Source organism: Rhodopseudomonas telluris (assembly GCF_042432815.1).
GTDB classification, from domain to species: Bacteria; Pseudomonadota; Alphaproteobacteria; order Rhizobiales; family Xanthobacteraceae; genus Rhodopseudomonas; species Rhodopseudomonas telluris.
Genome location: NZ_JBHLWM010000005.1, coordinates 791,833 through 815,610, shown reverse-complemented (window position 1 = coordinate 815,610; position 23,778 = coordinate 791,833). Strand labels below are relative to the sequence as shown.

Below are 23,778 nucleotides of genomic sequence, written 5' to 3'. Positions count from 1 at the left end.
CGCGCCGGCCTTAGGGGCGGACGGTGACGCGCGGCACCACCGACATGCCGGGGCCGAGCTCGACGTCCGGCCGCTGATCGAAGGTGATCTTCACCGGCACGCGCTGCACCACCTTGACGTAGTTGCCGGTGGCGTTCTCGGCGGGCAGCAGGCTGAACGCCGTGCCGCTGCCGGCCTGGATGCTGTTGATGTGGCCCGGATAGGATTTGCCATAGGCGTCGATGTGGATGTCCACCGGCTGCCCGACGCGCATCAGCTCGAGCTGCGTCTCCTTGAAGTTGGCGGTGACCCAGACGTCGAGCGGCACCAGCACCATGATGGCCTGTCCGGGCGAGGCCAGCGCGCCGACCGCGCCGGTCAGCTTGGCGATGCGGCCGTCGGTCGGCGCCAGCAACTGGGTGCGCTGCAGATTGGCGTCGGCCTGCTCCTTCTGCGCCTGCGCGGCCTGCAATTGCGCCTTGGCCTGCTCGCCCTTGGCGCGCAGCACGTCGACCTGACGGTCGGCAGCGAGCTTGGCGGCGTTGGCGGCGTCGAGCGCGGCCTTCTTGCTGGTGAAGTCGGATTGCGCCTGCTGGGCGCGCTGCACGGTGCCGGCGCCCTTCTGCACCAGCTCCTGATAGCGCTGGTTTTCATCGGTGGCGAAATTCAGCGCGGCCTGCGCCTCCTGCACCTGCTGATTGGCCTGCTGGATCTGCGCCTGCTGGGCGCCGATCTGCGCCTCGATGTCGGCGATCGAGGCCTGCGCCTGCAGGATCTGGGCGGCGGCCTGATCGACGGCGGCCTTGTAGTCGCGCTGGTCGATGGTGGCGAGCAGATCGCCGGCCTTCACGATCTGGTTGTCGGTGACGTTGACGCCGGTGATCGCGCCCGACACCTGCGGGCTGATCAGCACCGTCCGTGTGTCGATGAAGGCGTCGTCGCTGCTTTCGAAGTTGCGCGCGTGCAGCCACCACAGGATGCCGCCGACGATCGCGGCCGCGATCAGCACCGCGCCGACGATCGCGGCGATCGGGTGCTGGCGGATCAGGCCGCGCAGGCCGGCGGGTTTTTGCGGCGCCGGGGCCTCGGCCTCGCGGGTGGGCTGGTCGGGCCTGGCCTCGCGGCGATCGGTCTCGCGCAGCGCCGGGACGTCTTGCGACTGGGTCGATCGCGGGCCGCCGTCGCCCTTGGCGGAAATCACGTCAGCCGCGCTCATCGGTCTCACCATCTCTGGGGAACAAACTGGACCCCGAAAGAACCCGCACCGGCGGCCACGGTTCCCGGCAATGCTGCAATGCAGAGCATGCGTTCCACACAATCCCGCGACCGGGAAAAGACGTCGTCGCGGGAGCGCCGATGGCGCTAAGATGGCCGCCAGTCTTCGAAGAAGCCTCACGGGAGAAGGCTTCATGAACGACCTTGGGGAAATGCCTTGCTGACCGAGACCTCCGACTACGACAACCTCTATCGCAACTTCCGCTGGCAGGTGCCGGCCCGTTTCAACATCGCGACCGCCTGCTGCGATCGTCACGCGATCGGCGACAAGCCGGCGCTGATCTATGTGGAGGAGGGCGGCGCCGTCACGCGGCTGTCCTTCGCCGAACTTGCCACCGCCTCGCGTCGCTTCGCCAACGTGCTGAAGGACGGCGGGCTGACGCGCGGCGACCGCGTCGCGGTGTTCCTGTCGCAATCGATCGAGCTGCCGATCGTGCATCTCGCCGCGTTTCGCTCCGGCCTGGTGTCGGTGCCGCTGTTCACCCTGTTCGGCGAGGACGCGCTGGAATTCCGGCTGAGCAATTCCGGCGCCCGCGCCGTCGTCACCGACGAGAGCGGCCTGCCGAAGCTGCTGAAGATCCGCGACCGGCTGCCGGAGCTGCAGCACATCTACGTCGCCGGCGGCGCCGCGCAGCCGGGCGTCGAGCTGTTCTGGTCGAAGCTCGACTCCGCCTCCGATGCGTTCGAGACCGTGGACACCTCCGCCGACGATCCGGCGATCATCATCTACACCTCGGGCACGACGGGAAATCCCAAGGGCGCGCTGCATGCGCACCGCGTGCTGCTCGGCCATCTGCCGAATGTCGAGATGGCGCACGACTTCTTCCCCAAGCCGGGCGACCTGATGTGGACGCCGGCCGACTGGGCGTGGATTGGCGGGCTGTTCGATGCGCTGTTTCCGACCTGGTATCACGGCGTCGCGATGGTCGGCTATCGCGCCAGGAAATTCGAGCCGCAGGCGGCGATGCAGCTGATGGCCGATCTCGGCATCCGCAACGTCTTCCTGCCGCCGACCGCGCTGAAGCTGATGCGGCAGGCCGACGTCAGGCACGACGGTGTCAAGCTGCGCAGCATTTTCACCGGCGGCGAGTCGCTCGGCGGCGAATTGCTGCAATGGGTGCGCGCCACCTTCGGCGTCGAGGCGCACGAGATCTACGGCCAGACCGAATGCAACCTCGTGGTCGGCAACAACGCCAAGCTGTTTCCGATCCGCCCCGGCTCGATGGGCAAGGCGACGCCGGGCTTCGACGTCCGCATCATCGACGAGGGCGGCCGCGAACTGCCGCGCGGTGAGCGCGGCATCATCGCGGTGCGCCGGCCCAATCCCTGCATCATGCTGGAATACTGGAAGAACCCGGACGCGACGGCGAAGAAATTCGCCGGCGACTTCCTGCTCACCGGCGATCTCGGCTCGCAGGACGAGGACGGTTACTTCTGGTACGACAGCCGCGAGGACGACGTCATCACCTCGGCCGGCTATCGCATCGGCCCCTCCGAGATCGAGCACACGCTGCTCAAGCATCCGGCGGTCGCCTTCGCCGCGGTGGTCGGCGTGCCGGACCCGATCCGCACCGAGTCGATCAAGGCCTGGATCGTGCTCCGTCCCGGCTTCGACAAGGCCGACACGCTGGCGCGCGAGATCCAGGACTACGTCAAAGTCCAACTCGCCGCCCACGAATATCCGCGCCTGGTCGAATTCACCGACACGTTGCCGATGACCGCGACGGGCAAGGTGCTGCGCCGGGAGTTGCGGGCGAGGGGATAAGAATCATCGACGCTCCGCAGGGAGAAGCATCGCCTAGTAACCATTGAGTGCTCGCATCACCTCTTCGCGTCATTCCGGGGCGCGCGCAGCGCGAACCCGGAATCCATAACCACAGGTGTTCGGAGTTGGACGACGGCGGCGGTCAGCGGCCCTGCCACCAAGCGAGTTCAGGGGATATGGATTCCGGGTTCGCTCACTGCGTGAGCGCCCCGGAATGACGGGGAGAGGATCTTGTCACCTGATGAGTCGGTTAGTGCAGCTGCGCTCGCCCCCAGCACAGCGCACTCCCTCTCCCGCTTGCGGGAGAGGGTTGGGGTGAGGGCGACGCGAGCACTGACTCTCGGCTTCATCGACAACACGGCAACGGCCTAGAGAACCGATCCCAGATCCCACCGCCGCGCCGCAATCTGTTTGTTGCACCGCGCAAGCATGTTGCGGCGCCGCACTCTCCCGCCTGAACTAATCGCTGCGCAAAGTTGTGATCCGCGCGCGGATGCGATGCGTTGACGAAAGCAGGACTCCGGTTCTTAATTCCCGCAACTAACAAACGAACAAGCATCCGCCGTTCACCAGGGAGGAGCGACCATGTCGATCTCCGGGAAGGTTGATCCTGTCGTGCGCCGCGTCACGGTCGCCGACATTGTGGAAGCGTTCGGACAAGGGCTGCGGGATTTCCAGGCGGCGCCGGCCTATGGCCTCGCGTTCGGGGCATTCTATGCGGTGGGCGGCATGCTGATCCTGGCCTGCCTCACGGCCCTGCACATGGTCTATTTCGCCTATCCGCTCGCGGCCGGCTTCGCGCTGCTCGGGCCGTTCGTGGCGCTGGGGCTGTACGAAGTCAGCCGGCAGCGCGAGGCCGGGCGCAAGCCGTCGGTGATGCAGATCGTCGGGCTGATCCGCAGCCGCAGCGAGCTCGGCTGGATGGCGTTCGTCACCCTGTTCCTGTTCGTGATCTGGATGTACCAGGTCCGCCTGCTGATCGCGCTGTTCCTCGGCATCGGCGCGTCGTTCGGCAGCCTGCAGGAATTCATCTCGGCGGTGCTGACCACCAACGAGGGGCTGGTGTTCCTCGCCGTCGGCAATTGCATCGGCGCCGCGCTGGCGCTGGTGCTGTTCTCGCTCACCGTGGTGTCGTTTCCGCTGCTGCTCGAGCGCGACGTCGATTTCGTCACCGCGATGATCACCAGCGTGCGCGCGGTGGCGACCAGCCCGTTGCCGATGATCGGCTGGGCCGCCACCATCGTGCTGCTGCTGGCGATCTCGGCGCTGCCGTATTTCCTTGGCCTCGTCGTCACGCTGCCGGTGCTCGGCCACACCACCTGGCATCTCTATCGCAAGATCGTCGCGCCGGTCGCGGCCGAACTGCCGGTGAGCGAGCCCGCCGGCAACGTGCTGCAACTGCCGTCCGTCGCCTCGCGTGGCTGAGCGGGACGCTTAGTGCCGCAGGCCCGGGATGCGGATGCCGCGTCGCTTCAGTGTCGCGATCACCCGCATCGGCAGCTTGCCGCCGGCCCGCGGCTCCACGGTCACCGCGAAGCCGGAAAAGGACTGCCGGCTGAACGCGGGCGAGGTCAGCGCCTCCCATACGCGTTCGGCCGGCGCCGCGATTTAGATGGTGTAGATGGTCTGCGGCGCCCAGCCGCCGAAGTCGATCATCACGCCGCTTCCGCGGCGGCGTGTGCGGCCATGTCGTACGGCAGCGGCTGACCGGTCTCCAGGATGCTCTTCAGGCTCGCCAGCACCATCGGCCAGCCGAATGCGATGCTCGGCAGCGTCGCGCTGCCGTCGGCGAAGCGTTCGTGCGTGACGGTCAGCTTGACCACGTCGCCGAGCGGCTCGATCTCATAGGTGACGCGCGACGGCTTCTCCTGCCTCATCGTCTCGTCCCACACCGATACCCAGTCGTACGCCAGCCGCCGCGGCGGATCGGACTCGACGATGGTGCACTGGTTCTTGATCTCGCCATCGCGCTCCATGGTCATCACCGAGCCGACCTGCCAGTCGGAGCGCAGCGTGCAGTCCATCCAATAGCGGCGCGTGAACTCGGCATCGGTCAGCGCGTGCCACAGCGCGTCGGGCGTCGTGCGGATGTAGGTGACGTAGGCGAATTCCGGTCTAGCCATCACGTTCCTCCAGTCGTCGTTTGAGGTCGCTCAGCGCCGTCAGGCGCCCGCGTTCGAACTTCCTGATCCAGCGCTCGCCGATCTCGTGGATCGGCACCGGGTTGAGGTAGTGCAGCTTCTCGCGGCCGTGCCTGACCGTGGCGACCAGATTGGCCGCCTCGAGAATCGCAAGGTGCTTGGTCACGGCCTGCCGCGTCATGGCGAGGCCGTCGCAGAGATCGCTCAGCGTCTGCCCGTTGCGGGCGTGGAGCCGGTCAAGCAGCGCGCGCCGCGACGGATCAGCCAGCGCTTTGAAGACGTCGTCCATGGCGGTGATATTAGGCAACCAAAAGGTTGCATGTCAAGCGCCGCGGGCGCCATGACGTTTCGGTGGTCGATGGCGCCGCACCTGCCTGCTATGTTGCGCGGCTTCGACCATGAACAGGACTGCCGATGTCGCTCGAACTGTATCTGACCTACGTTGCCGCCTGCATCGGGCTGGCGCTGCTGCCCGGACCGGTGGTGACGCTGGTGATCGCCAACGGGCTGCGTCACGGCACGCGCGCGGCGCTGCTCAACATCGCCGGCGCGCAGCTCGGGCTCGGCCTCGTCATCGCGCTGGTCGCCGCGGGCCTGACCACGCTGATGGCGACGATGGGCTATTGGTTCGATTGGGTGCGGCTGGTCGGCGCCGCCTATCTGGTGTGGCTCGGCATCGGCCTGATCCGCAAGCCGGTGGAGGGCGTCGCCGCCGACGCGCCGCCGCCCGCGCCGCGCGGCGGTTTCTTTCTGCAGGGCCTGCTGGTGCTGCTCGCCAATCCGAAGGTGCTGGTGTTCTTCGGCGCCTTCATTCCGCAATTCGTCGACATGCAGCGCGATCACGTCCCGCAGGTCGCGCTGCTCGGCGTCACCTTCATGGTGATCGCGGCGATGACGGATGCGATCTACGCGCTGCTCGCCGGCCGCGCCCGCTCGCTGTTCTCGGCGAGGCGGACGCGACTGCTGTCGCGCGTCTCCGGCGGCTTCATGATCGGCGGCGGCGTCTGGCTGGCGCTCAGCCGCGCGAAGTAAGCATTCTTCACCGCACCCGTGCCCCGGATGCTGCGCAGCGCGCCGCCCTTGCGGCGTGGTGCGCTGCTGATCCGGGGCCCCGGTTGGTCGGATGGAAGGAACCGGGGTCCCGGGTCTGCGACGCAGCGCTGCGCGCTGCATCGCGCCCGGGACACGGACTTAGGCCGTTAATGCCGCCTTCTCGCGCAGCGCCGGTTCGATCGCCGTCAGCACGCGCGCCAGACGCTCGGCCCATGCGGCCTGGCCGGCCTCGTCGCCGATCTGGTCCTGGCGGATCTCGATGCCGGAGTTGATCAGGCCGCGGGCTTCGCCGTGCACCGGGATCGAGTAGTCGGTGCCGTCGGTCACCGCGTAAGGCTGGTTGTCGCCGACCACCAGGCCGTCCTCGCGGCGCAGTTCGGCGAGCAGCAGCGGCGGCAGCACGGTGTCGCGGTGATACAGCGTGCCGATATGCCAGGGCCGCACCATGCCGTGATACACCGGCGTGAACGAATGCAGCGACAGCAGGATCGTCGGCCGGCCGGCGGCGAGGCGGGCGCTGATCACCGCGTCGATGCGGTCGTGATACGGCGCGAAGATCAGCCGTCGGCGTTCCTCGGCCTGTTCGCGGGTCAGCCCGTCATTGCCCGGAATGGTGGTGATCTCGCTGACCAGCGGGATCGAGCTTTCGGCGCTCGGCGGCCGGTTGCAATCGATCACCAGCCGGGAATAGCGCTGCGCGACCAGATGCGCGCCGAGCTGATCGGACAGCCGCTCGGCGACGCCCGCGATGCCGATGTCCCAGGCGATGTGGCGGGTCAGTTCGGCCTCCGGCAGGCCGAGATCGCCGAGCTGCGGCGGGATTTTGCGACCGTAATGGTCGCAGACCAGCAGAAAGGGCGAAGGACCTTCGGGATTTCGTTCGATCACCGGAACTTGTCCCGGCTCGAGACGTAGTGCCACCTGCGGTGCGCCGTTCATCTATAAGTGCCCATCAAATCAGCAGTCCACCTGTGATGACGCTGGTATCGTCTCGCTGCCGCAAAGTCGAGAACCATGCAGTCTTCATGCCGCTTCTGACCATCACCCATCGCACCGATTATCACTACGCCCGCCCGGTTGCCTTCGGCGAACACCGCGTGATGCTGCGGCCGAGCGACGGCCACGATCTGCGGATGCTGGAGGGCTCGCTGGTGATCACGCCGCAGCCGGCCTCGCTGCGTTGGATTCACGATGTCTTCGGCAACAGCGTGGCAATCGCAACGTTCGACCAGCGCGCCACGCAGCTCAGCTTCGAGGCGACCGCCGTGGTCGAGCATCACCCGGCCGAGGCCTTCGCGCTGACGCCGGACGACCGGGCCTTCTTCTATCCGTTCCTGTACGACGAGGAGGAATATCCCGACCTTCAGGCTTTCATCCGCCCGCATTATGGCGATCCGGAGGGAGAGCTGGCGGCCTGGGCACGCGGCTTCCTCGACGACGGTCCCTCGACCCGGACCTTCGACATCCTCAGCCGCATCACCCACGGCATTCGCGACGGCTTCCACTATCGCAAGCGCCACGCCCACGGCACCCAGCATCCGCTCGACACGCTGCAGACCGGCTCCGGCACCTGCCGTGATTTCGCGCTGCTGATGATCGAGGCGCTGCGCCGGCTCGGCATCGCGGCGCGGTTCGTGTCGGGCTATCTGTTCGTCCACGACGGCGGCGATGGCGGCCATGTCGGCGGAGGCTCGACACATGCGTGGGTTCAGGTCTATCTGCCGAGCGCCGGCTGGATCGAGTTCGATCCGACCAACGGCATCATCGGCAGCCGCGATCTGATCCGCGTCGCGGTGGCGCGCGATCCGTATCAGGCCGTCCCGCTGCACGGGACCTATGCGGGCGGGGCCGACGACTTCCTGCGGATGGATGTGCGGATCGTGGTGTCTTCGGCCGACGAAGCCGTCGCCATGCCGATGGTGGCGGTGTCGGCCTAGCAGGCCACAGAGTGAGTTGCCCGGGGAGCCCGATGCTGGACCGTCTGTTCGTCTATGGCACGCTGATGCGCGGCTATGATCATCCGATGGCGCGGCAACTGTCGGACAATGCCGACTATCTCGGCGCGGCGACGATGCCCGGCCGGCTGTATCAGGTCCGTCATTATCCCGGTTTGATCGAAGCGACCGCCGCGTCCGACCGGGTGTTCGGCGATCTGTTCAGGCTGCACCGTCCGGCCGACCTGCTGGCGGTGCTCGACGATTACGAAGGCTGCGGCGAGGGCTGCGAACAGCCCGCGCCATACCGGCGCGAGATCGCGCGCGTCACGCTCGCGGAAGGCGGCGAGGTCGAGGCCTTCGTTTACATCTACAATTTCGACGTCGCGAAGCTGCGGCACATTCCGTCGGGACGGTTCGCCGACGTCGTCGCCTCTAGCGATTGAGGTGCAGTTCGACGTGCGCGTTGGCGGCGAGCGGCAACAGCGTCAGCCATTCCGGATCGCCGGGCTCGGACAGGCAGAAGCTGGGGAAGTCATAGGTCTCGACCGCAGCGGTCGCGATGGTGAGCGCGTCGCCGCAATCGTCGCATTTCCAGGCGTGGATCGCATAGACCCCGTCGACCGTTTCGGCGCCGAGCGAGGTCATTTCCGCATTGCATCGGGTACAATTTGCCATGGTTCTGGCTCCAGTCGTTTGGCGCCGCTCCCCACAGGGGACCGGCGCAGTGAGCCCTCGACCTTGGTGAACCGTTCTCCCCGACTCCCCGCAAAGCAGGGTGCGGCACTGAGCGCCCGCTTCCGCGGTGCAACAATGAGCCAGATCAAATCTGCTGCAGATGCGAAGGAAAGTGGACGAAAGTGATCATAGGTGTCGTCATTGAAGGGAGCCCATCATTCCCGCGCTCCGTCTGAGGACGAGGACTAACCCCGACCGCAGCGCGCTCCCTCTCCCGCGCGCGGGAGAGGGCTGGGGTGAGGGCGCCCCAGGCACCGTGCTGCGACGACGCGAACACACGGCACGGTGTCTGCGAACGACGCCGGCACAGTGCCTGGGGACCCCCACCCCCGACCCCTCCCCGCAAGGGGGAGGGGAGCAGAGGCGCCGGGCTCGAGGCTTGCTCGATGTCGGCAATCGCTCCCTATGAGATAGCCCCGAGCCGCAGCGCGCTCCCTCTCCCGCTTGCGGGAGAGGGCTGGGGTGAGGGCGCCCCAGGCAGTGAATGTGCGATGTGCAGCCGGCATAGGGTCGCTCCCCAACTTCTGGATTCCGGATTCGCTCGCTGCGAGCGCCCCGGAATGAGGGTGGGGTGGGTTGGCGGGTGGGAAACCGTGCTGGCCGCACGCTGTGGATATCCGGTATAACGCGGCCGCGGCCCCTCCATATATGTCAAGCCTAGAGCCCCTGGCGCCCGCCGGGCCACGCAAGGTTGTTCATGCGCTTCACGCCGCAATTTCTCGACGAGCTGAAAGCCCGGCTTCCGGTGTCGGATGTCGTCGGCAAGCGCGTGAAGTTGAAGAAGGCGGGGCGGGAGTGGAAGGGGCTGTCGCCGTTCCAGCAGGAGAAGACGCCGTCGTTCTTCGTCAATGACGAGAAGCAGGCGTGGTTCGACTTCTCGAGCGGCCGCAACGGCTCGATCTTCGATTTCATCATGCTCACCGAGGGCGTCGATTTCCCCGAGGCGGTGGAGCGGCTGGCAGGAATGGCCGGGCTGGCGCTGCCGGCGGCGACGCCGGATGCGGCGCGGCAGGCGCAGCGCCGCAAGTCGCTGTACGACGTGATGGAACTGGCGGCGGCGTATTTCGCCGAGAATCTCGCCTCGCGCGCCGGCGCCCGCGCCCGCGGCTATCTGGCCGATCGCGGCATGCTGCCATCGACCCAGGTCAAGTTCCGCATCGGCTACGCCTCGCCCGAGCGGTTCGCGCTGAAGGAGCATCTCGGCAAGCACGGCGTCCCGGTCGAGGACATGGTCGAGGCCGGGCTGCTGTCGGCCGGCGACGACATCCCGGTGCCGTTCGACAAGTTCCGCGACCGCGTGATGTTTCCGATCACCGACATCCGCGGCCGGGTGATCGCGTTCGGCGGCCGGGCGCTGGAGAAGGACGTCGCGGCCAAGTACCTGAACTCGCCCGAGACGCCGCTGTTTCACAAGGGCGACAACCTCTACAACCTCACCACCGCGCGCAAAGCGGCGCATGACGGCGCTTCGGTGATCGTGGTCGAGGGCTATGTGGATGTCATCGCCATGGTGACGGCGGGCTTCACCGGCACCGTCGCGCCGCTCGGCACCGCGCTGACCGAGAACCAGCTCGCGCTGTTGTGGAAGATGGCCGACGAGCCGATCCTGTGCTTCGACGGCGACCGCGCCGGCCAGAAGGCGGCGTATCGCGCTGCCGACCTGGCGCTGCCGCAGCTCAAGCCCGGCAAGAGCCTGCGCTTCGCGCTGCTGCCGGAGGGCCAGGACCCCGACGATCTCGCCCGCGCCGGCGGCCGGCTGGCGATCGAGGAGGTGCTGGGCGTCGCCCGGCCGCTCGCCGACCTGTTGTGGATGCGCGAAACCGAAGGCGGCAGCTTCGCCACGCCGGAGCGCCGCGCCGCCCTGGAGGCGCGCATCAACGAGCTGGCGAACGGCATCCGCGACGAGGTCGTCCGGCGCTATTATCGCCAGGACTGGGCCGAGCGCCTGCGCAACGCCTTCGCGCCGGTCGGCGGCTTCGGCGGCGGCTATCGTGGCGGCGATGGCGGCTATCGCGGTGGAGGTGATTCGGGGCGGCGGTTCCCGTCGCGGGGCAGTTTTCCACAGGGCGGCCGGCCCGGACCGCGCCCGGGGCAGGGCGGCGGCGCGCCTTCGCTGGCCCGCGGCCCGTACCAGATGATGAGCCCGCAGCTCGCCTCCAGCCCGATCATGCGCGGCCAGCGCAGCGCGATCTCCCGCCGCGAGGCGCTGATCCTGACCTCGCTGCTCAACCATCCGTGGCTGCTGGACGACCATCTCGAGGAGGTCGCGGCGCTGGAATTCGCCCACCCGGAGGCGCATCGGCTGCGCGCCGCGATCATCGCCGCCTTCGCGCAGGACCACCATCAGGCGGCCGATGAGGCCGGGCAGGCCGAGCGGCTGCGTGCGGATCTGGCAAAGGCCGGGTTAACCGAGCAATTGCAACGCCTTGAGCGCGCGATCACGACCCAGGCGGTGTGGGGCGCGGGCCCCGGCGCGGCGCGCGAGGATGTACTTTCGACGTGGCAGCAACTCGTTGCCTTGCATCGACAATCTCACTCCTTACTTAGGGAGCTGAAGGATGCCGAGCTGGCCTTGGGTGAAGACGGCAGCGAAGCCAACGTCGCCTGGTTGCGGGACGTCAAGGCGCGGCTTTCGGAAGTGGACGGAACTGAGGCGCTGATCGAAGGATTTGGCGAATCGTCCGGCCGGTTCCACCGGGGCGTGTGATCGCAGGATGCACGGCGACGCGGCGGGATTTGTGAAAAGACTCGCCAAGCCCCCGCATTGGCTGCAAAAACAGGGTTAGTAAGGGCTTAACGGCATTCCGGTAGAAGGCCTTCGGGCGACCATTTTGGGAAACCAGCAAGCGGGATCGTGTCGGGTGGCGTCGGCGAGCGCCGCCCTTTGCGTGTCTCACCCGGCAAGGCAAGTTTGGATGACGGCGCGGCGACGTGACCGGCATGCGCGCGTTCAGGAGCAGTGAATGGCCAGCAAGGCGAAGACGGTTCAGTTGAAAGACAAGGAAAAGGACGACAAGGCCGACGCGCCGGAGAAGGACTCCGCCGACGCTCCCTCGCCGCTCCTCGACCTGTCGGATGCGGCCGTCAAGAAGATGATCAAGCAGGCCAAGAAGCGCGGCTTCGTGACCTTCGATCAGCTCAACGAAGTGCTGCCGTCCGACACCACCTCGCCGGAGCAGATCGAGGACATCATGTCGATGCTCTCGGATATGGGCATCAACGTGTCCGAAGCCGAGGACACCGACAGCGAGGACGAAGAGGCCAAGGACGAGGCCGACGAGGAGCCCGATAACGACCTCGTCGAGGTCACCCAGAAGGCCGTCACCGAGACCAAGAAGTCCGAACCCGGCGAGCGCACCGACGATCCCGTCCGCATGTATCTGCGCGAGATGGGCACCGTCGAGCTGTTGTCGCGCGAGGGCGAAATCGCCATCGCCAAGCGGATCGAGGCCGGGCGCGAGGCGATGATCGCCGGGCTGTGCGAAAGCCCGCTGACCTTCCAGGCGATCATCATCTGGCGCGACGAGCTCAATGAAGGAAAGATCTTCCTTCGCGACATCATCGATCTCGAAGCGACCTACGCCGGCCCCGACGCCAAGAACAACATGAACCCGGCGATGGCCGGCGAGGGCGGCGAAGAGGGCGCTGCGGAAGCCGAAGGCGGAGCGCCCGCGCATGTCGCGCCGCCGGCCGCGCCGCCGTCGCCGACGCCGTTCCGTCCCGCGCAGCAGCGCGGCGCCGCGCCGGCCGAATCCGGCGGCGAGGGCGGCGAAGGCGCGTCCGAAGGCGAGATGGACGACGACGAGTTCGAGAACCAGATGTCGCTCGCCGCCATCGAGGCCGAACTCAAGCCGAAGGTGGTCGAGACCTTCGACAAGATCGCCGACAACTACAAGAAGCTGCGCAAGCTGCAGGAGCAGGACATCGCCAACCAGCTGCAGAACGAGCAGCTGTCGCCGTCCCAGGAGCGCAAGTACAAGAAGCTCAAGGACGAGATCATCGTCGAAGTGAAGTCGCTGCGCCTCAACCAGGCGCGCATCGACTCGCTGGTCGAGCAGCTCTACGACATCAACAAGAAGCTGGTGTCGTTCGAAGGCCGCCTGCTGCGCCTCGGCGACAGCCACGGCGTCGCGCGCGACGACTTCCTGCGCAACTATCAGGGCTCGGAGCTCGATCCGCGCTGGCTCAACCGCGTCTCGAAACTGAGCGCCAAGGGCTGGAAGAACTTCGTCCACTACGAGAAGGACCGGATCAAGGAGCTGCGCCAGGAGATCCAGTCGATGGCGGCGCTCACCGGCCTCGAGATCGGCGAATTCCGCAAGATCGTCCACTCGGTGCAGAAGGGCGAGCGCGAAGCCCGTCAGGCCAAGAAGGAAATGGTCGAGGCGAACCTCCGCCTCGTGATCTCGATCGCCAAGAAGTACACCAACCGCGGCCTGCAGTTCCTCGATCTCATTCAGGAAGGCAACATCGGCCTGATGAAGGCGGTCGACAAGTTCGAGTATCGCCGCGGCTACAAGTTCTCGACCTACGCGACCTGGTGGATCCGGCAGGCGATCACGCGAAGCATCGCCGACCAGGCCCGCACCATTCGTATTCCGGTGCACATGATCGAGACGATCAACAAGATCGTGCGTACCTCGCGGCAGATGCTCAACGAGATCGGCCGCGAGCCGACCCCGGAAGAGCTCGCCGAGAAGCTCGGCATGCCGCTGGAGAAGGTCCGCAAGGTCCTCAAGATCGCCAAGGAGCCGCTGTCGCTCGAAACCCCGGTGGGTGACGAGGAAGACAGCCATCTCGGCGATTTCATCGAGGACAAGAACGCGGTGCTGCCGATCGACGCCGCGATCCAGTCGAACCTGCGCGAGACCACCACGCGCGTGCTCGCCTCGCTGACCCCGCGCGAAGAACGCGTGCTGCGCATGCGCTTCGGCATCGGCATGAACACCGACCACACGCTGGAAGAAGTCGGCCAGCAGTTCTCGGTGACCCGCGAACGCATCCGCCAGATCGAAGCCAAGGCGCTGCGCAAGCTGAAGCATCCGTCGCGGAGCCGGAAGCTGCGGAGCTTCCTGGATAACTAATCGCCTCAACGCCTCATGGCCGGGCTCGACCCGGCCATCCATCAAAACGGCGGGCCAATGGCCCGCCGTTTTTGCGTTTCGGTCACCGCGACGAGCGCTTGTCGCAGCTATGCTTTTGCTGAGCCGAGGCCTCTCGGTCCCCCTCCCCGCAAGGGGGGAGGGTCGGCCGAGCACCCGGATCGGCGCTTCGCGCCGTCCGGGCACAGGCTCCGCGGAGGCCGGGGGCGGGGGTCCACGAGTCGCAGTGCCCGCGGCCCCCACCCCCGACCCCTCCCCGCAAGGGGGAGGGGAGACGGCGCAACCGCAACCTGAGATTCGCTTATCGCGGCGGGCTACGCCTTCGGCCCATCCGCCCGACGGCCTCGCACCCCGTCGTCCCCGCGCAGGCGGGGACCCATAACCCCTGACCTGACAATTGAACGAAGGGCGCCACCCTCATCGCCTCCGGCGAGACGCTGCGGCATATCGATCCCCGCCTGCGCGGGGATGACGAGCCGAAAGGCGGCACCCGTGGTCCAGTTGCCCGGATGAGCGAAGCGACATCCGGGGCCGCGGCCCCTATGGTCAGTATCGAGACGTTCTCGAAGCTGTTAGTTTGGAGGCATTGCCAAACCTGTAGCGAAGGTTCTTTCGCTATGCCGACGATTGCCTGGTTCTACGGTATTGCGATCCAGATGTACTACGACGACCACCAGCCACCGCATTTTCACGCGCGGTATGGCCGGGCCAAGGCGCTGGTCAGGCTGTCGGACGGGGTGATCATCGCAGGGGAATTGCCGCCAGTTGCGAGCCGGATGGTTCGCGATTGGGCTCTGGCGCGCCGTTCCGAATTGCAGGATAATTGGCGGCGTGCCCGAGCTTATCAACCGTTGGAAAAGGTGCCGGGTCCCGATGCGGACGAATGACTGGCCGATGGTCGAGGTGCTGCGCCTCAAGGCGCTCGACGAGCGACGCCTGTGGCTGCGTTTCACCGACGGCTGCGAAGGCGTGCGCGATCTCTCGGATGTCCTGAGCCGTGATGGCCCGATGCTGGCGCCGCTGCGCGATCCGGCGTACTTCGCCCGCGCCTTCGTCGAGATGGGCGCGCCGACCTGGCCCAACGGCTTCGACCTCGATCCGATCCAGCTCTATGTCGAACTCCGGGACGCGGGCGAGTTGTCCCGCGTAGCGGCGGAGTAAGCGCCGTAGGGTGGGTTAGGCGAAGCCGTAACCCACCATCTTCTCTTCGCGGCGGATTACGCCTTCGGCTAATCCGCCCTACGGGCTGAATCTGCTAGTTAGTAGCCCGGATGCAGCGAAGCGAAATCCGGGATTTACGGCAGGTCCCGGATTACGCTGCGCTCCATCCGGGCTACGATTACTGGTGTACACCCCGCGCCGCAGCCCGCTCCCTCTCCCGCGTGCGGGAGAGGGCCGGGGTGAGGGCGACACGGGCACAGTGCCCGGGGACCCCCACCCCCGACCCCTCCCCGCAAGGGGGAGGGGAGCAGAGCCGCAGAGCACTCCCTCTCCCGCGTGCGGGAGAGGGCTGGGTGAGGGCGACACGGGCATGGACTTGGCGAGTTTGGACGCAGCCGCAGCGCGTAGCGTCGAAGTAAGCGGCGCAGCGTCGTCGGGTGGTTAGGCGAAGCCATAACCCACTATCTTCAATCGCGGCGGCGGATGACGCCTTCGGCTCATCCGCCCTATGGGCTAGATTTTCGCCAACGACTCTGGATCAGAGGAGATCGAGCGTGGCCGTCCGACGAATCGTCACGAACATTCATGCAGACAGGCTGGAGGACGCCAAACGTTTCTATGGCGACATCCTCGACATGGAACTCGTGATGGACCATGGCTGGATCGTCACCTACGCGTCAGACAGCGCCATGAAACCGCAGGTGAGTCTTGCATGCGAAGGCGGATCGGGGACGCCGGTCCCGGACCTTTCCATCGAGGTCGATAATTTCGATGAGGTCTATCGCCGGGCATCGGCGTCCGGCATTCCGATTCAGTATGGTCCCGCGACCGAACCATGGGGCGTTCGTCGCTTCTTTGCGCGCGATCCATTCGGACGGTTGGTCAACATTCTCACGCACGACTGAAGCGGCGGCGGAAACAGGGCCGTAGCGCGGGTGAGGGCGACCCGAGCTCGGAATTAGCGCGCCTCCGCCAAGCCGGACGACGTCCGCGATCCGTTCGATCTCCCGACGCCGACACAACCAGCCGGGATTGACTCTCCGGTATGTTCTGCTTCTGTTCTTTTACCCAACACGGTGAGCCCCCATGGACCTCGAACAGACCCGTTCCGAGATTGCGCAACTGCGCGATCAAATCCGCCGCAAGCAGGCCGACCTCGTCCAGCTGCAGCGGGCCGGCATACGCACCGACGACGCCGAGGCCGTTCTGCAACGGATGCAGGATCGGCTGGACAAGCTCTGCGCTGATCGCGACCGCCTGGCCGGGGAGCAGCGACGGACCTATGCCGGGCGCGACAAGCTCATTCGCGGTCCGCTGGCGAGGCGCGTGTGATGGCGGTTCAGCCGATCAAATGGTTCGAGGAGTCCGACGACCATTCCGACTTCGTCAAGGCGCTCGCCGAGGTGCGGCGTCTCGGGACGCGGGAAGGTTGGTGTTATCACCACGTCCAGGCCATCATGCTGTCGATCGACCAATACGCCGAAAGCGCGCTCGGCAACCGCGAGTACTTCTGGAACAAGCCGCACGGGATGCGATAGCGCCAGCGCAGGACGGCCCTCCACCCTGCGAGCGATCGTCGCTCCGCCCCCACCCCAAGCCGCAGCGCACCCCCTCTCCCGCTTGCGGGAGAGGGCCGGGGTGAGGGCGACCCGAGCAGTGAGTCCAACCTACGCGGCTGACACCGTCTCGCTCCCCTACCTGCGGGATTCCGGGTTCGCTCACTACGCGAGCGCCCCGGAATGACCGGCCGGGGTGAGGCCGAGCCGCCGCTGGAGCAAGGTCGCGCCCTGCGCCGCAGCGCGCTCCCTCTCCCGCTTGCGGGAGAGGGTTGGGGTGAGGGCGACACGAGCACTGAATCAGCAAGTTAGCAGCCCGGATGCAGCGAAGCGAAATCCGAGATTTACGGCAGGTCCCGGATTACGCTGCGCTGCATCCGGGCTACGCTCGCTGTGAACATCAATCACGGGACGAGGCCCGGCGCATCGCCTTGGCAATCTCGCGGCTAACCAACCTTATTGAGACGTCCGCAGTATTGAGCTGTCGCAACCTCCGGGTGATAATGTCGCCCTGGGGGCGGAAATGGAATGGTCTATTCTTGTGGTGCTGCTGGTCGGCGCCTTTTTCTGGTGGCGCCACACGAAGAACATTGAAGCAGCGCGGGTCGCAAACGAGCGTTTGGATAAGGACACGCGACTCCTTCAGCATATCAAGGCGGGGCTCCGTGAGCTTGAGCGGAAGCGACGGGAAGAGGGCCTTACTTTCTCGAAGGATGGGAAGCTATTGCTGGAGACCCCACACATGGCGGCCTACAAGGTCAGCCATTTCGCGGAAAGCCGTACTGGCTTCTATTTCAAAGACATCAATGAATACGGCTTGCACGGGTTTTTTGCAGGTGAGCCGGGCGAATATTTCGACAGCTATTACCGAACCGACAGCACCTTCAAGAAAGAAGGTCGTCTGGTTACGCGTGACGAGGACTGACCATGGAGTGGGGATACATCCTGGCGCTGGGGATTGGCGCGCTGGCTGGATATGGCTTTAAGCCGAAGGCGAAACCGGTGTCACAGGACACGTCGAGGTTCTCGAGAGCATCGGCGATCGACCGCAGCAACCTGCTGCAGGCGTATTCGCGGGAGTTGTCAAATTACCTTATCCAGCTCGACCCGGAGCGCTACTATTCGGTCTACAGCAGAGCCTTTGATGAGCAAGAAAGGCTCTTTGCCGCGGATGCAAAGCTGAGAGAAGCCGAGCTGCTTATCCTGACCGAGCGATACCCGCAGTACGAAAATTTTGATTTTGTCGGAACGCGCCCTTACGTGGTCTACGAGTCAACCTTTGAGCGGTACGATGCCGAAGATATCGAGGAACACTTCGTCAACCTGGTGAAATTCCACTCCCTGCAGCGGGCGGGCTCGGAAGCGTGGCGCGAACTATTCCCAATGCTGAGCACCAAGGAGCGGGAACACTTGGTAAAATACATTAGGGAGGTGAAGGATAAGAAATTTAAGGAGCGGCTGAAGCAGGCCGTTCGCGAATATCGTCTCGCCACGGTTTCAAAGCCCATTGATTTCGAGACACCTGATGGAGGTCTGGTCTACGAAAACCAGGATATAGCTGTCTTCAGGCTCTATGACATCGCTGAAAATGCAGAAGGCTATTGGTTCAAAGACACTGATGAGTACGGCGTCCATTCATCGTTTTACGACGATGAGCGAGATAAGTCCTATGAGAGCTGGTATCGCAGCGACCGCATATTTAAGAAGCGGGAAGTGCTGATGCGATAGCTGGGCGGGAGGCGTCAAACCGCTTGGTTGTTTGTTTTTCGGCTTTCTTCCCTCCTTCCTTTGCCCTAATGCGGCCGGCATTGATTGTAGCCGACCAGAGAGTCGTCGAAAACGGTCTGCATCTCGTCGATGGTTTCGAACCAAGTGCGGCGGCTCTCGACGCGGAAGTTCTTGTCGAGCTAGGTGCGGTGTAGCCGCTCGACGATGGCCGAACTGTCAGGTGATTACGAACTCAGCCCCCAGCAAGGCAGCTTCCTCTTGACAACTTTCCTATATCGTATATATTCCTATCCATCCCGCTCCACTCCCGAGGGGCGGCTCGCGATCGTCACTTGTCGCGGGGCGGGGTGCGGTGGACGCGGCAGCGTCGGCGCGGAGGAAGGCGGTTGGGGGCCGCGAGGCAGGAGGTCCGCAGGGCCTGGCCTCGGGGTCTATGGAGCCGCCGACCGAAGCGCGGACGACGACGCTGTGCGGTGCGGGCCGGGGCGGAGATGCGCCCCATCTGCATCGCCTTTGCGCGCCGGCCCAAGTCGTGTGGTCCTGACGCCCGTCGCTGGCGCCAAGGGACGGAGCGCCTGCACGCCAACCGGCCGCAGGAGACAAGGTCCGGACGTTCGCGTCCGCACTGCTTAGTCCCGACGGTGACGAACCCAAGCGTATCAATCGCCGCCGGGGAGAGCACGAAGCAAGCCGGAAGCCTCACCGCGTGCGGAACGCCGGACGTCTCGGTGCTTTCGTGGTGACTAACTCGTGCGCTTTTTACATTGCGCATGAGGCTGCGGACGCATCGTGCGTCCGGCGTTCCGCGCGCCCTCGTTTCGGGCGCGGCGCGACGGGGCAGGCGCCCCGAAGCGCAAGGCCGATCGGCGTCCCCCGCGCCGCCCAAACAACAGGGGCGATGACGCACGTCCGCTTCCCGCCGGGACGAGGGAGAGCCGCCATGGCCGCGATCGCCTGTCCTTTTGGCTGCGTTTCGGCCATAACGGTCGCCGGTGGGGACGAATCCGTAGAGCCTGCTTTGGCGCGCCTTAAAGTCTGGGACATCATTCACGCGACGCGGCGGCTGCGGTCGCTCGGGCTGGTCGGCGATCTGGTCGCGGTGGCGGCCGCGGCGCTGGCGCTGCTGCTCCGCTACGTCGCCGATCCGGTGCTGCCGCCCGGCTTTCCCTATCTCACCTTCTTCCCGGCGGTGGTGCTCACCACCTTTTTCTTCGGCCTGCGCGCCGGCGTCGTCTGCGGCGTGCTGAGCGGGCTCGGCGCCTGGTACGTCTTCATCCCGCCGTTCTACAGCTTCGAGATGTCGCCGCCGACCGCGATCGCGCTCGGGTTCTACGTGTTCATCGTCGCGGTCGACATCGCGCTGATCCACGTCATGCACCTCGCCGCCGCGCGGCTGCGCGAAGACGCCGAGGAGACGGCGCTGCTGTACGAGCAGCAGCGCACGATGTTCCAGGAGCTGCAGCACCGCGTCGCCAACAACATGCAGTTCGTCTCGGCGATGCTGCGGCTGTACAAGAAGCGCGCCGGCGACGATCCGGCCGCGATGCTGACCGCGCTCGACGACGCGCGGGTGCGGCTCGACACCATGTCGCGCATCCACCGCTATCTGTACGATCCCGCCAACGTCACCCGCCCGGTCGGGGCGTTCTTCCAGGATCTGTGCGCCAACCTGCTCGAGGCCGCCGGCGCCAAAGACGTGCGCATCACCGTCGACATGCCGCCGGTGCAGTTCGATCTCACCCGGCTGACGCCGCTGTCGCTGATCGTGGTCGAAGTGATCACCAACGCGCTGAAGCACGCCTTCCCGGACGGCCGCGGCACCATCGCGCTCCGGCTGGTGCAGGACGGCGACCGGATGGTGCTGACCGTCGCCGACGACGGCAAGGGCATGGCGCCCGGCGCCGCGCCGGACCTCGCGCCGGGTGACGGCGGCAGCCTCGGCCTCAAGATCATCACCAACCTCGCCACCCAGATCGGCGGCCACATCAGCTACGAGGTCGCCCAGGGCACCACGGCGCGGATCGCGTTCGACGCCGCCTGATCGAAACGGCACGCCACGCCGGGACGATTCCGCGCTATCATCGCGGCGTTGCGATTGTGCTGACCAAACCCATTTCCAGGAGGCCCCGATGCCGCGAATGCTCGCGCCGATTTCGATCGCCGATCCCGACCTGCCCGCCGCCGCCGGCGGCAACGGTCCGCTGTCCGGCGGCGTCGCCCAGGTGATCAATCCGTGGCGCTGGTTCACCAGCGTGTTCGGCAATCAGGTCAGCCTGTTCCAGATCAACCTCGGCCGCTCCTCCGCGCCCGAAACGGAAACCCGCATTCTCGACGAGGTCGGCTCCTACGGCCGCCAGCTCGGCCGCATCGGCGATGCGCTCGACGTGCTGGTGAAGGAATTCCCCCGCGAAGGCCTCAGCGAGCAGGCGGTCGCGGCGCTGGAGGATTTTTCCGCGCAGATGCGCGAGATCAAGCGGGTGAAGGAGCGGGCGCGCGGCTGAGCGTGGGTATTCGGGCTCGGGCACCGGCCGTCGTGCTGACAACTCGCCGCCGCGGTCATCCTGAGGCGCGCGCGCAGCGCGCCGCGAAGGATGGGCCGGGCTGCCGAGAGGGGCAGGAGTTACTTCCCCTCCACGAACGCCTTGAACTTGTCCGCCCAGTCCGGATGCCAGCGCGACAAAGCGGGGCGGTTGTCGATGATATCGCCGGCGGCCCAGGCGATGCGGCGTTCGTCGAGGCTGCGCGGCACGTCGTTGTCGGGGCAGAGGATGTAGAAGTCCCGCGCCGCGATGCGCTCCAGCATGAAGTCGACGGTCTGGTCCGCCGTCCAGGCGCCGTCGGGCTTCTCGCTGCGGCCGCGCGCGGTCAGCGCGGTGAACACGAAGCCGGGGATCAGCAGGTGCGCCGTCACCGCGCAGCCTTCGGTGTTGCGCAGCTCGTGCGCCAGCGCTTCGGTGTAGGCTTTCACGCCGGCCTTCGAGACGTTGTAGGCGGGATTGCCGGGCGGCGTGGTGATGCCCTGCTTGGAGCCGGTGTTGATGATCAGTCCGGGCCGGCCGCGCGCGATCATGCCGGGCGCGAAGATCTGCGAGCCGTTGATCACGCCCCACAGATTGACGCCGAGGATCCGCTCATAGGCGTCGCGCGGGCCGAGCGCGGCGCTCGGCGGCTCGATGCCGGCGTTGTTCATCAGCACGTCGACGCCGCCGAACTTCGCCGTCACCGCGTCGTGCAGCGCGTCCAGCGCGGCGGGCTGCGCGACATCGGTGGCGAGCGCCAGCACGTCGTCGGCGCCCCCGGCCGCCGCGCCGGTCAGCAGTTCGGCGGCGCGCGCCAGATGGTCGGCGCCGATATCGGCGATCGCGACCTTCATGCCGGCCTGCAGGAACCGCTTGGCGGCGGCGAAGCCGATGCCCGACGCGCCACCGGTGACGACGGCGACATGGTCCTTGGCGATGGCGGGATGCGGCATGAAGGGCTCCGATCGGTCGCAAAACTGCTGAGGCTTGCAGATAGACCGCCGGGGCAGCGATGCAAGCGAGCCGGCCGCGCGATCAGTTTTCGCTGCTGTCCGGTTTGGCCGGGCCGGACTGGACCGGACCGAAGCCGGCAATCGGCGGATTGGAGAACGGCCCGCGCACCGCGTCGGCCGCGCCCGGCGGCAGCGCGTCGGCATCGACCTCCACGGCGAAGCGGCCCTGCGCGGCGTCGATCGGGATCACGCCGAACGCAGCGTTGAGCCGGCCGACGTCGACGCCGAGCTGGGCGGCCGCTTCCGCCAGCGTCGGCACGCCGCCCGTTCCGGTCACGGTCATCAGCACGGTCTTCGGATCGGCCATCCGGGCTTCCTCGGTCCGCTGCGCAGGCTGCACGCCTCGCTGCTACGAGAGGCCGGCAATCTGCGCCGCAGCTTCAGGGTCGAGGATGCCATGGCCGTAATCGCCGTTCCATCCCTGGTTGCCGCGGACGTGGCGGGCGCTGGCGCGCAGCTGCGCGAACAGATTGGCGGGCGGCACATGCGCCGGCGACAGCCGGGTGCGCAACGCCGCGATGCAGCCGGCCGCGACCGGGCAGGCCGCCGAGGTGCCGCTGTCCGGTGTGCCGGCACCGAACGCCTCGGAGCCGAGGAAATGCGTGTAGCAGGTCAGGTCCGGCTTCTGCGGAAACATGCCGGCGATCGACGGCCCCTGCGACGAGTAGCCGACACGGGCGTCCTGGATATCGCAGCCGGCCAGCGTCAACACGTCGGCACTGGCATTGGCGCCCATGATGGCTTCGGAGGTTCGGGTCTGGCAGCGGCCGTCGGGACATTCGCGTCCGCAATTGCCGGCCGCGAAGACGATGTCGCCGCCGGCGCGCGCCATCACCGACACCAGGCCGTTGAACGGATGGTTCGGGTTGTCGATGTAGCGGCCCGGATGGCCGGCGGGAAAATCCCAGCTCGGATGGAAGATGCCCCAGCTGTTGTTGATCACCAGCCCCTTGTAGCGCGATGCGCCGCCGGCCGCGAAGGCGACGGCCCACACCGTGATGAGTTGGGCCAGCCCCTGGAACGCCATCGCCAGCGTGGCGCCGCTGATCGAACCGCCGGGCGCCGTCGAGGACAGGATCGGATAGTCCAGCAGCGTGGCGTTCGGCGCTGCGATCAGCACGTCGTAGGCGCACATCGTGCCGTGATCGACGGGATGATGGCCGGGCGCGCTGGTGTTGCCGGGTGGCTGCCAGGAATTCGCGGCGTCGAACCGCGGCATTCGGCCGAGCTTGCCACGCAGGTGCTGGAGATTGATGCCGGTGTCCATGATCGCGACCGCGACCTCGCTGCCGTCGAGCCCGCGCTCCGCCAGCCAGCGCACCCCCAGCTTGGCCTGCACGTCGGCGGCATTGCCCAGCGGCGGCGTGCCGCCGCATGTGATGAACGGCGCGATCGCCGGATCGGCGAACAGCGGCGCGCCGCCGAGCGACACCGGGATCTGGGACGGATCCTCGGCCTCGATGAAGCCGCGCACCGCGAACTGCGCCGATTGGTCGGGTTGCAGCTGGCTCAGCCGGGTGTCGCGCCCACCGCTTCCCAGCGGCACCGCCGCGAAGCTCGGGTCGATCTCGAAGTCCGGGGGCAGCCTGGTCTGCTGCAGCGCTGCCTCGGCGCCGATCCCCGCCTTGGCGGAGGCCACCAGCGACTGCTGCGAACCCAGAATGGTCAGTACGGAGACTTTTATCGTCATAGCGCACCTCGACGGCCAAAGGGATTACAACTATAAGTTGTAGTACGGGCCGGGCTTACGCAACCGTATTTTATGCGGGGTGGTAGGGAGGGCGGATGACGACTGACAGGGAGTCGCTCGCAGC

The 23,778-nt window shown here is 66.5% G+C and carries 25 protein-coding genes; 16 read left to right on the top strand and 9 right to left on the bottom strand.

Features of this window, described 5'->3' with window-relative positions:
* Positions 1 to 10 precede the first annotated feature (10 nt).
* On the bottom strand, positions 11 to 1,195 hold the full coding sequence (locus ACFFJ6_RS15340) for an HlyD family secretion protein (protein WP_378389172.1): 1,185 nt from the start codon (positions 1,193 to 1,195) through the stop codon (positions 11 to 13).
* A 216-nt stretch (positions 1,196 to 1,411) separates the two neighbouring features.
* Between ACFFJ6_RS15340 and ACFFJ6_RS15335 the strand changes: the two genes are divergently transcribed.
* A complete protein-coding gene (locus ACFFJ6_RS15335) occupies positions 1,412 to 3,019 on the top strand; it encodes an acyl-CoA synthetase (RefSeq protein WP_378389170.1) in 1,608 nt (535 codons plus the stop codon).
* Positions 3,020 to 3,604: 585 nt separating this feature from the next.
* A complete protein-coding gene (locus ACFFJ6_RS15330) occupies positions 3,605 to 4,444 on the top strand; it encodes a DUF2189 domain-containing protein (RefSeq protein WP_378389168.1) in 840 nt (279 codons plus the stop codon).
* A gap of 9 nt (positions 4,445 to 4,453) precedes the next feature.
* On the opposite strand, the gene ACFFJ6_RS15325 is transcribed toward ACFFJ6_RS15330, so the two are convergent.
* From ACFFJ6_RS15325 to ACFFJ6_RS15315, 3 genes are all read right to left on the bottom strand, one after another.
* Positions 4,454 to 4,594, bottom strand: coding sequence for a hypothetical protein (locus tag ACFFJ6_RS15325; protein ID WP_378389716.1), 141 nt, complete (start codon positions 4,592 to 4,594; stop codon positions 4,454 to 4,456).
* Between the two features lie 80 nt (positions 4,595 to 4,674).
* Positions 4,675 to 5,142 carry an SRPBCC family protein gene (locus ACFFJ6_RS15320; protein WP_378389166.1) on the bottom strand — a complete coding sequence of 156 codons (468 nt, stop codon included), beginning with the start codon at positions 5,140 to 5,142 and terminating at the stop codon, positions 4,675 to 4,677.
* A complete protein-coding gene (locus ACFFJ6_RS15315; protein WP_378389164.1) occupies positions 5,135 to 5,449 on the bottom strand; it encodes an ArsR/SmtB family transcription factor in 315 nt (104 codons plus the stop codon). Before ACFFJ6_RS15315 ends, ACFFJ6_RS15320 begins: the two co-directional genes overlap by 8 nt.
* A 125-nt stretch (positions 5,450 to 5,574) precedes the next feature.
* Here ACFFJ6_RS15315 and ACFFJ6_RS15310 point away from each other — a divergent pair, with 125 nt between their 5' ends.
* Positions 5,575 to 6,192 carry a LysE family translocator gene (locus ACFFJ6_RS15310; protein WP_378389162.1) on the top strand — a complete coding sequence of 206 codons (618 nt, stop codon included), beginning with the start codon at positions 5,575 to 5,577 and terminating at the stop codon, positions 6,190 to 6,192.
* Positions 6,193 to 6,351: 159 nt separating this feature from the next.
* Here the strand turns inward: ACFFJ6_RS15310 and ACFFJ6_RS15305 are convergent, their stop codons facing one another.
* Positions 6,352 to 7,152, bottom strand: coding sequence for an N-formylglutamate amidohydrolase (locus tag ACFFJ6_RS15305; RefSeq protein ID WP_378389160.1), 801 nt, complete (start codon positions 7,150 to 7,152; stop codon positions 6,352 to 6,354).
* An 86-nt stretch (positions 7,153 to 7,238) separates the two neighbouring features.
* Here ACFFJ6_RS15305 and ACFFJ6_RS15300 point away from each other — a divergent pair, with 86 nt between their 5' ends.
* Both ACFFJ6_RS15300 and ACFFJ6_RS15295 read left to right on the top strand, forming a co-directional pair.
* Positions 7,239 to 8,150, top strand: coding sequence for a transglutaminase family protein (locus tag ACFFJ6_RS15300; protein WP_378389158.1), 912 nt, complete (start codon positions 7,239 to 7,241; stop codon positions 8,148 to 8,150).
* Positions 8,151 to 8,182: 32 nt separating this feature from the next.
* Positions 8,183 to 8,593: a gamma-glutamylcyclotransferase family protein gene (locus ACFFJ6_RS15295; protein WP_378389156.1), complete on the top strand. Its 411-nt coding sequence runs from the start codon at positions 8,183 to 8,185 to the stop codon at positions 8,591 to 8,593.
* On the opposite strand, the gene ACFFJ6_RS15290 is transcribed toward ACFFJ6_RS15295, so the two are convergent.
* Positions 8,583 to 8,825 carry a hypothetical protein gene (locus ACFFJ6_RS15290; protein ID WP_378389154.1) on the bottom strand — a complete coding sequence of 81 codons (243 nt, stop codon included), beginning with the start codon at positions 8,823 to 8,825 and terminating at the stop codon, positions 8,583 to 8,585. The two genes, ACFFJ6_RS15295 and ACFFJ6_RS15290, sit on opposite strands and share 11 nt — an antisense overlap.
* Before the next feature lie 757 nt (positions 8,826 to 9,582).
* Between ACFFJ6_RS15290 and dnaG the strand changes: the two genes are divergently transcribed.
* The 11 genes from dnaG (at position 9,583) to ACFFJ6_RS15235 (ending at position 20,933) form a co-directional block, all read left to right on the top strand.
* Positions 9,583 to 11,592 (top strand): DNA primase, encoded by a 2,010-nt coding sequence (gene dnaG / locus ACFFJ6_RS15285; RefSeq protein WP_378389152.1) that lies wholly within the window; start codon positions 9,583 to 9,585, stop codon positions 11,590 to 11,592.
* 256 nt (positions 11,593 to 11,848) lie between these two features.
* Positions 11,849 to 13,969 carry an RNA polymerase sigma factor RpoD gene (gene rpoD, locus ACFFJ6_RS15280; protein ID WP_378389150.1) on the top strand — a complete coding sequence of 707 codons (2,121 nt, stop codon included), beginning with the start codon at positions 11,849 to 11,851 and terminating at the stop codon, positions 13,967 to 13,969.
* 635 nt (positions 13,970 to 14,604) lie between these two features.
* Positions 14,605 to 14,874 (top strand): DUF4160 domain-containing protein, encoded by a 270-nt coding sequence (locus ACFFJ6_RS15275; protein WP_378389148.1) that lies wholly within the window; start codon positions 14,605 to 14,607, stop codon positions 14,872 to 14,874.
* Between the two features lie 7 nt (positions 14,875 to 14,881).
* On the top strand, positions 14,882 to 15,148 hold the full coding sequence (locus ACFFJ6_RS15270) for a DUF2442 domain-containing protein (RefSeq protein WP_378389146.1): 267 nt from the start codon (positions 14,882 to 14,884) through the stop codon (positions 15,146 to 15,148).
* Between the two features lie 554 nt (positions 15,149 to 15,702).
* The gene (locus ACFFJ6_RS15265; RefSeq protein ID WP_378389144.1) at positions 15,703 to 16,053 is read left to right on the top strand and encodes a VOC family protein; all 351 of its coding nucleotides are present in this window, start codon (positions 15,703 to 15,705) and stop codon (positions 16,051 to 16,053) included.
* Between the two features lie 181 nt (positions 16,054 to 16,234).
* Complete coding sequence (locus tag ACFFJ6_RS15260) at positions 16,235 to 16,480, top strand: hypothetical protein (protein ID WP_378389142.1); 246 nt, start codon at positions 16,235 to 16,237, stop codon at positions 16,478 to 16,480.
* The gene (locus ACFFJ6_RS15255; protein WP_378389140.1) at positions 16,480 to 16,686 is read left to right on the top strand and encodes a hypothetical protein; all 207 of its coding nucleotides are present in this window, start codon (positions 16,480 to 16,482) and stop codon (positions 16,684 to 16,686) included. Before ACFFJ6_RS15260 ends, ACFFJ6_RS15255 begins: the two co-directional genes overlap by 1 nt.
* Before the next feature lie 541 nt (positions 16,687 to 17,227).
* A complete protein-coding gene (locus ACFFJ6_RS15250) occupies positions 17,228 to 17,629 on the top strand; it encodes a hypothetical protein (RefSeq protein WP_378389138.1) in 402 nt (133 codons plus the stop codon).
* Between the two features lie 2 nt (positions 17,630 to 17,631).
* Positions 17,632 to 18,432 (top strand): hypothetical protein, encoded by an 801-nt coding sequence (locus ACFFJ6_RS15245; RefSeq protein ID WP_378389136.1) that lies wholly within the window; start codon positions 17,632 to 17,634, stop codon positions 18,430 to 18,432.
* Between the two features lie 1,018 nt (positions 18,433 to 19,450).
* On the top strand, positions 19,451 to 20,473 hold the full coding sequence (locus ACFFJ6_RS15240) for a sensor histidine kinase (RefSeq protein ID WP_378389134.1): 1,023 nt from the start codon (positions 19,451 to 19,453) through the stop codon (positions 20,471 to 20,473).
* A gap of 88 nt (positions 20,474 to 20,561) precedes the next feature.
* Positions 20,562 to 20,933 carry a hypothetical protein gene (locus ACFFJ6_RS15235; protein ID WP_378389133.1) on the top strand — a complete coding sequence of 124 codons (372 nt, stop codon included), beginning with the start codon at positions 20,562 to 20,564 and terminating at the stop codon, positions 20,931 to 20,933.
* Between the two features lie 119 nt (positions 20,934 to 21,052).
* Here ACFFJ6_RS15235 and ACFFJ6_RS15230 read toward each other — a convergent pair whose 3' ends face one another.
* From ACFFJ6_RS15230 to ACFFJ6_RS15220, 3 genes are all read right to left on the bottom strand, one after another.
* On the bottom strand, positions 21,053 to 21,904 hold the full coding sequence (locus tag ACFFJ6_RS15230) for an SDR family NAD(P)-dependent oxidoreductase (RefSeq protein WP_378389131.1): 852 nt from the start codon (positions 21,902 to 21,904) through the stop codon (positions 21,053 to 21,055).
* 82 nt (positions 21,905 to 21,986) lie between these two features.
* On the bottom strand, positions 21,987 to 22,271 hold the full coding sequence (locus ACFFJ6_RS15225; RefSeq protein ID WP_378389129.1) for a hypothetical protein: 285 nt from the start codon (positions 22,269 to 22,271) through the stop codon (positions 21,987 to 21,989).
* Between the two features lie 42 nt (positions 22,272 to 22,313).
* Positions 22,314 to 23,654: a S8 family serine peptidase gene (locus tag ACFFJ6_RS15220; RefSeq protein WP_378389127.1), complete on the bottom strand. Its 1,341-nt coding sequence runs from the start codon at positions 23,652 to 23,654 to the stop codon at positions 22,314 to 22,316.
* Positions 23,655 to 23,778 lie beyond the last annotated feature (124 nt).

Excerpts from the sequence above, each read along its gene's own strand:
- ACFFJ6_RS15230 (WP_378389131.1), bottom strand. The coding sequence starts at position 21,904 with ATGCCGCATCCCGCCATCGCCAAGGACCATGTCGCCGTCGTCACCGGT.
- ACFFJ6_RS15315 (WP_378389164.1), bottom strand. The coding sequence starts at position 5,449 with ATGGACGACGTCTTCAAAGCGCTGGCTGATCCGTCGCGGCGCGCGCTG.
- ACFFJ6_RS15250 (WP_378389138.1), top strand. The coding sequence starts at position 17,228 with ATGGAATGGTCTATTCTTGTGGTGCTGCTGGTCGGCGCCTTTTTCTGG.
- ACFFJ6_RS15295 (WP_378389156.1), top strand. The coding sequence starts at position 8,183 with ATGCTGGACCGTCTGTTCGTCTATGGCACGCTGATGCGCGGCTATGAT.
- ACFFJ6_RS15225 (WP_378389129.1), bottom strand. The coding sequence starts at position 22,271 with ATGGCCGATCCGAAGACCGTGCTGATGACCGTGACCGGAACGGGCGGC.
- ACFFJ6_RS15305 (WP_378389160.1), bottom strand. The coding sequence starts at position 7,152 with ATGAACGGCGCACCGCAGGTGGCACTACGTCTCGAGCCGGGACAAGTT.
- ACFFJ6_RS15340 (WP_378389172.1), bottom strand. The coding sequence starts at position 1,195 with ATGAGCGCGGCTGACGTGATTTCCGCCAAGGGCGACGGCGGCCCGCGA.
- ACFFJ6_RS15270 (WP_378389146.1), top strand. The coding sequence starts at position 14,882 with ATGGTCGAGGTGCTGCGCCTCAAGGCGCTCGACGAGCGACGCCTGTGG.
- ACFFJ6_RS15320 (WP_378389166.1), bottom strand. The coding sequence starts at position 5,142 with ATGGCTAGACCGGAATTCGCCTACGTCACCTACATCCGCACGACGCCC.
- ACFFJ6_RS15310 (WP_378389162.1), top strand. The coding sequence starts at position 5,575 with ATGTCGCTCGAACTGTATCTGACCTACGTTGCCGCCTGCATCGGGCTG.
- ACFFJ6_RS15260 (WP_378389142.1), top strand. The coding sequence starts at position 16,235 with ATGGACCTCGAACAGACCCGTTCCGAGATTGCGCAACTGCGCGATCAA.
- ACFFJ6_RS15275 (WP_378389148.1), top strand. The coding sequence starts at position 14,605 with ATGCCGACGATTGCCTGGTTCTACGGTATTGCGATCCAGATGTACTAC.
- ACFFJ6_RS15300 (WP_378389158.1), top strand. The coding sequence starts at position 7,239 with ATGCCGCTTCTGACCATCACCCATCGCACCGATTATCACTACGCCCGC.
- rpoD (WP_378389150.1), top strand. The coding sequence starts at position 11,849 with ATGGCCAGCAAGGCGAAGACGGTTCAGTTGAAAGACAAGGAAAAGGAC.
- ACFFJ6_RS15245 (WP_378389136.1), top strand. The coding sequence starts at position 17,632 with ATGGAGTGGGGATACATCCTGGCGCTGGGGATTGGCGCGCTGGCTGGA.
- ACFFJ6_RS15330 (WP_378389168.1), top strand. The coding sequence starts at position 3,605 with ATGTCGATCTCCGGGAAGGTTGATCCTGTCGTGCGCCGCGTCACGGTC.
- ACFFJ6_RS15290 (WP_378389154.1), bottom strand. The coding sequence starts at position 8,825 with ATGGCAAATTGTACCCGATGCAATGCGGAAATGACCTCGCTCGGCGCC.
- ACFFJ6_RS15255 (WP_378389140.1), top strand. The coding sequence starts at position 16,480 with ATGGCGGTTCAGCCGATCAAATGGTTCGAGGAGTCCGACGACCATTCC.
- ACFFJ6_RS15235 (WP_378389133.1), top strand. The coding sequence starts at position 20,562 with ATGCCGCGAATGCTCGCGCCGATTTCGATCGCCGATCCCGACCTGCCC.
- dnaG (WP_378389152.1), top strand. The coding sequence starts at position 9,583 with ATGCGCTTCACGCCGCAATTTCTCGACGAGCTGAAAGCCCGGCTTCCG.
- ACFFJ6_RS15220 (WP_378389127.1), bottom strand. The coding sequence starts at position 23,654 with ATGACGATAAAAGTCTCCGTACTGACCATTCTGGGTTCGCAGCAGTCG.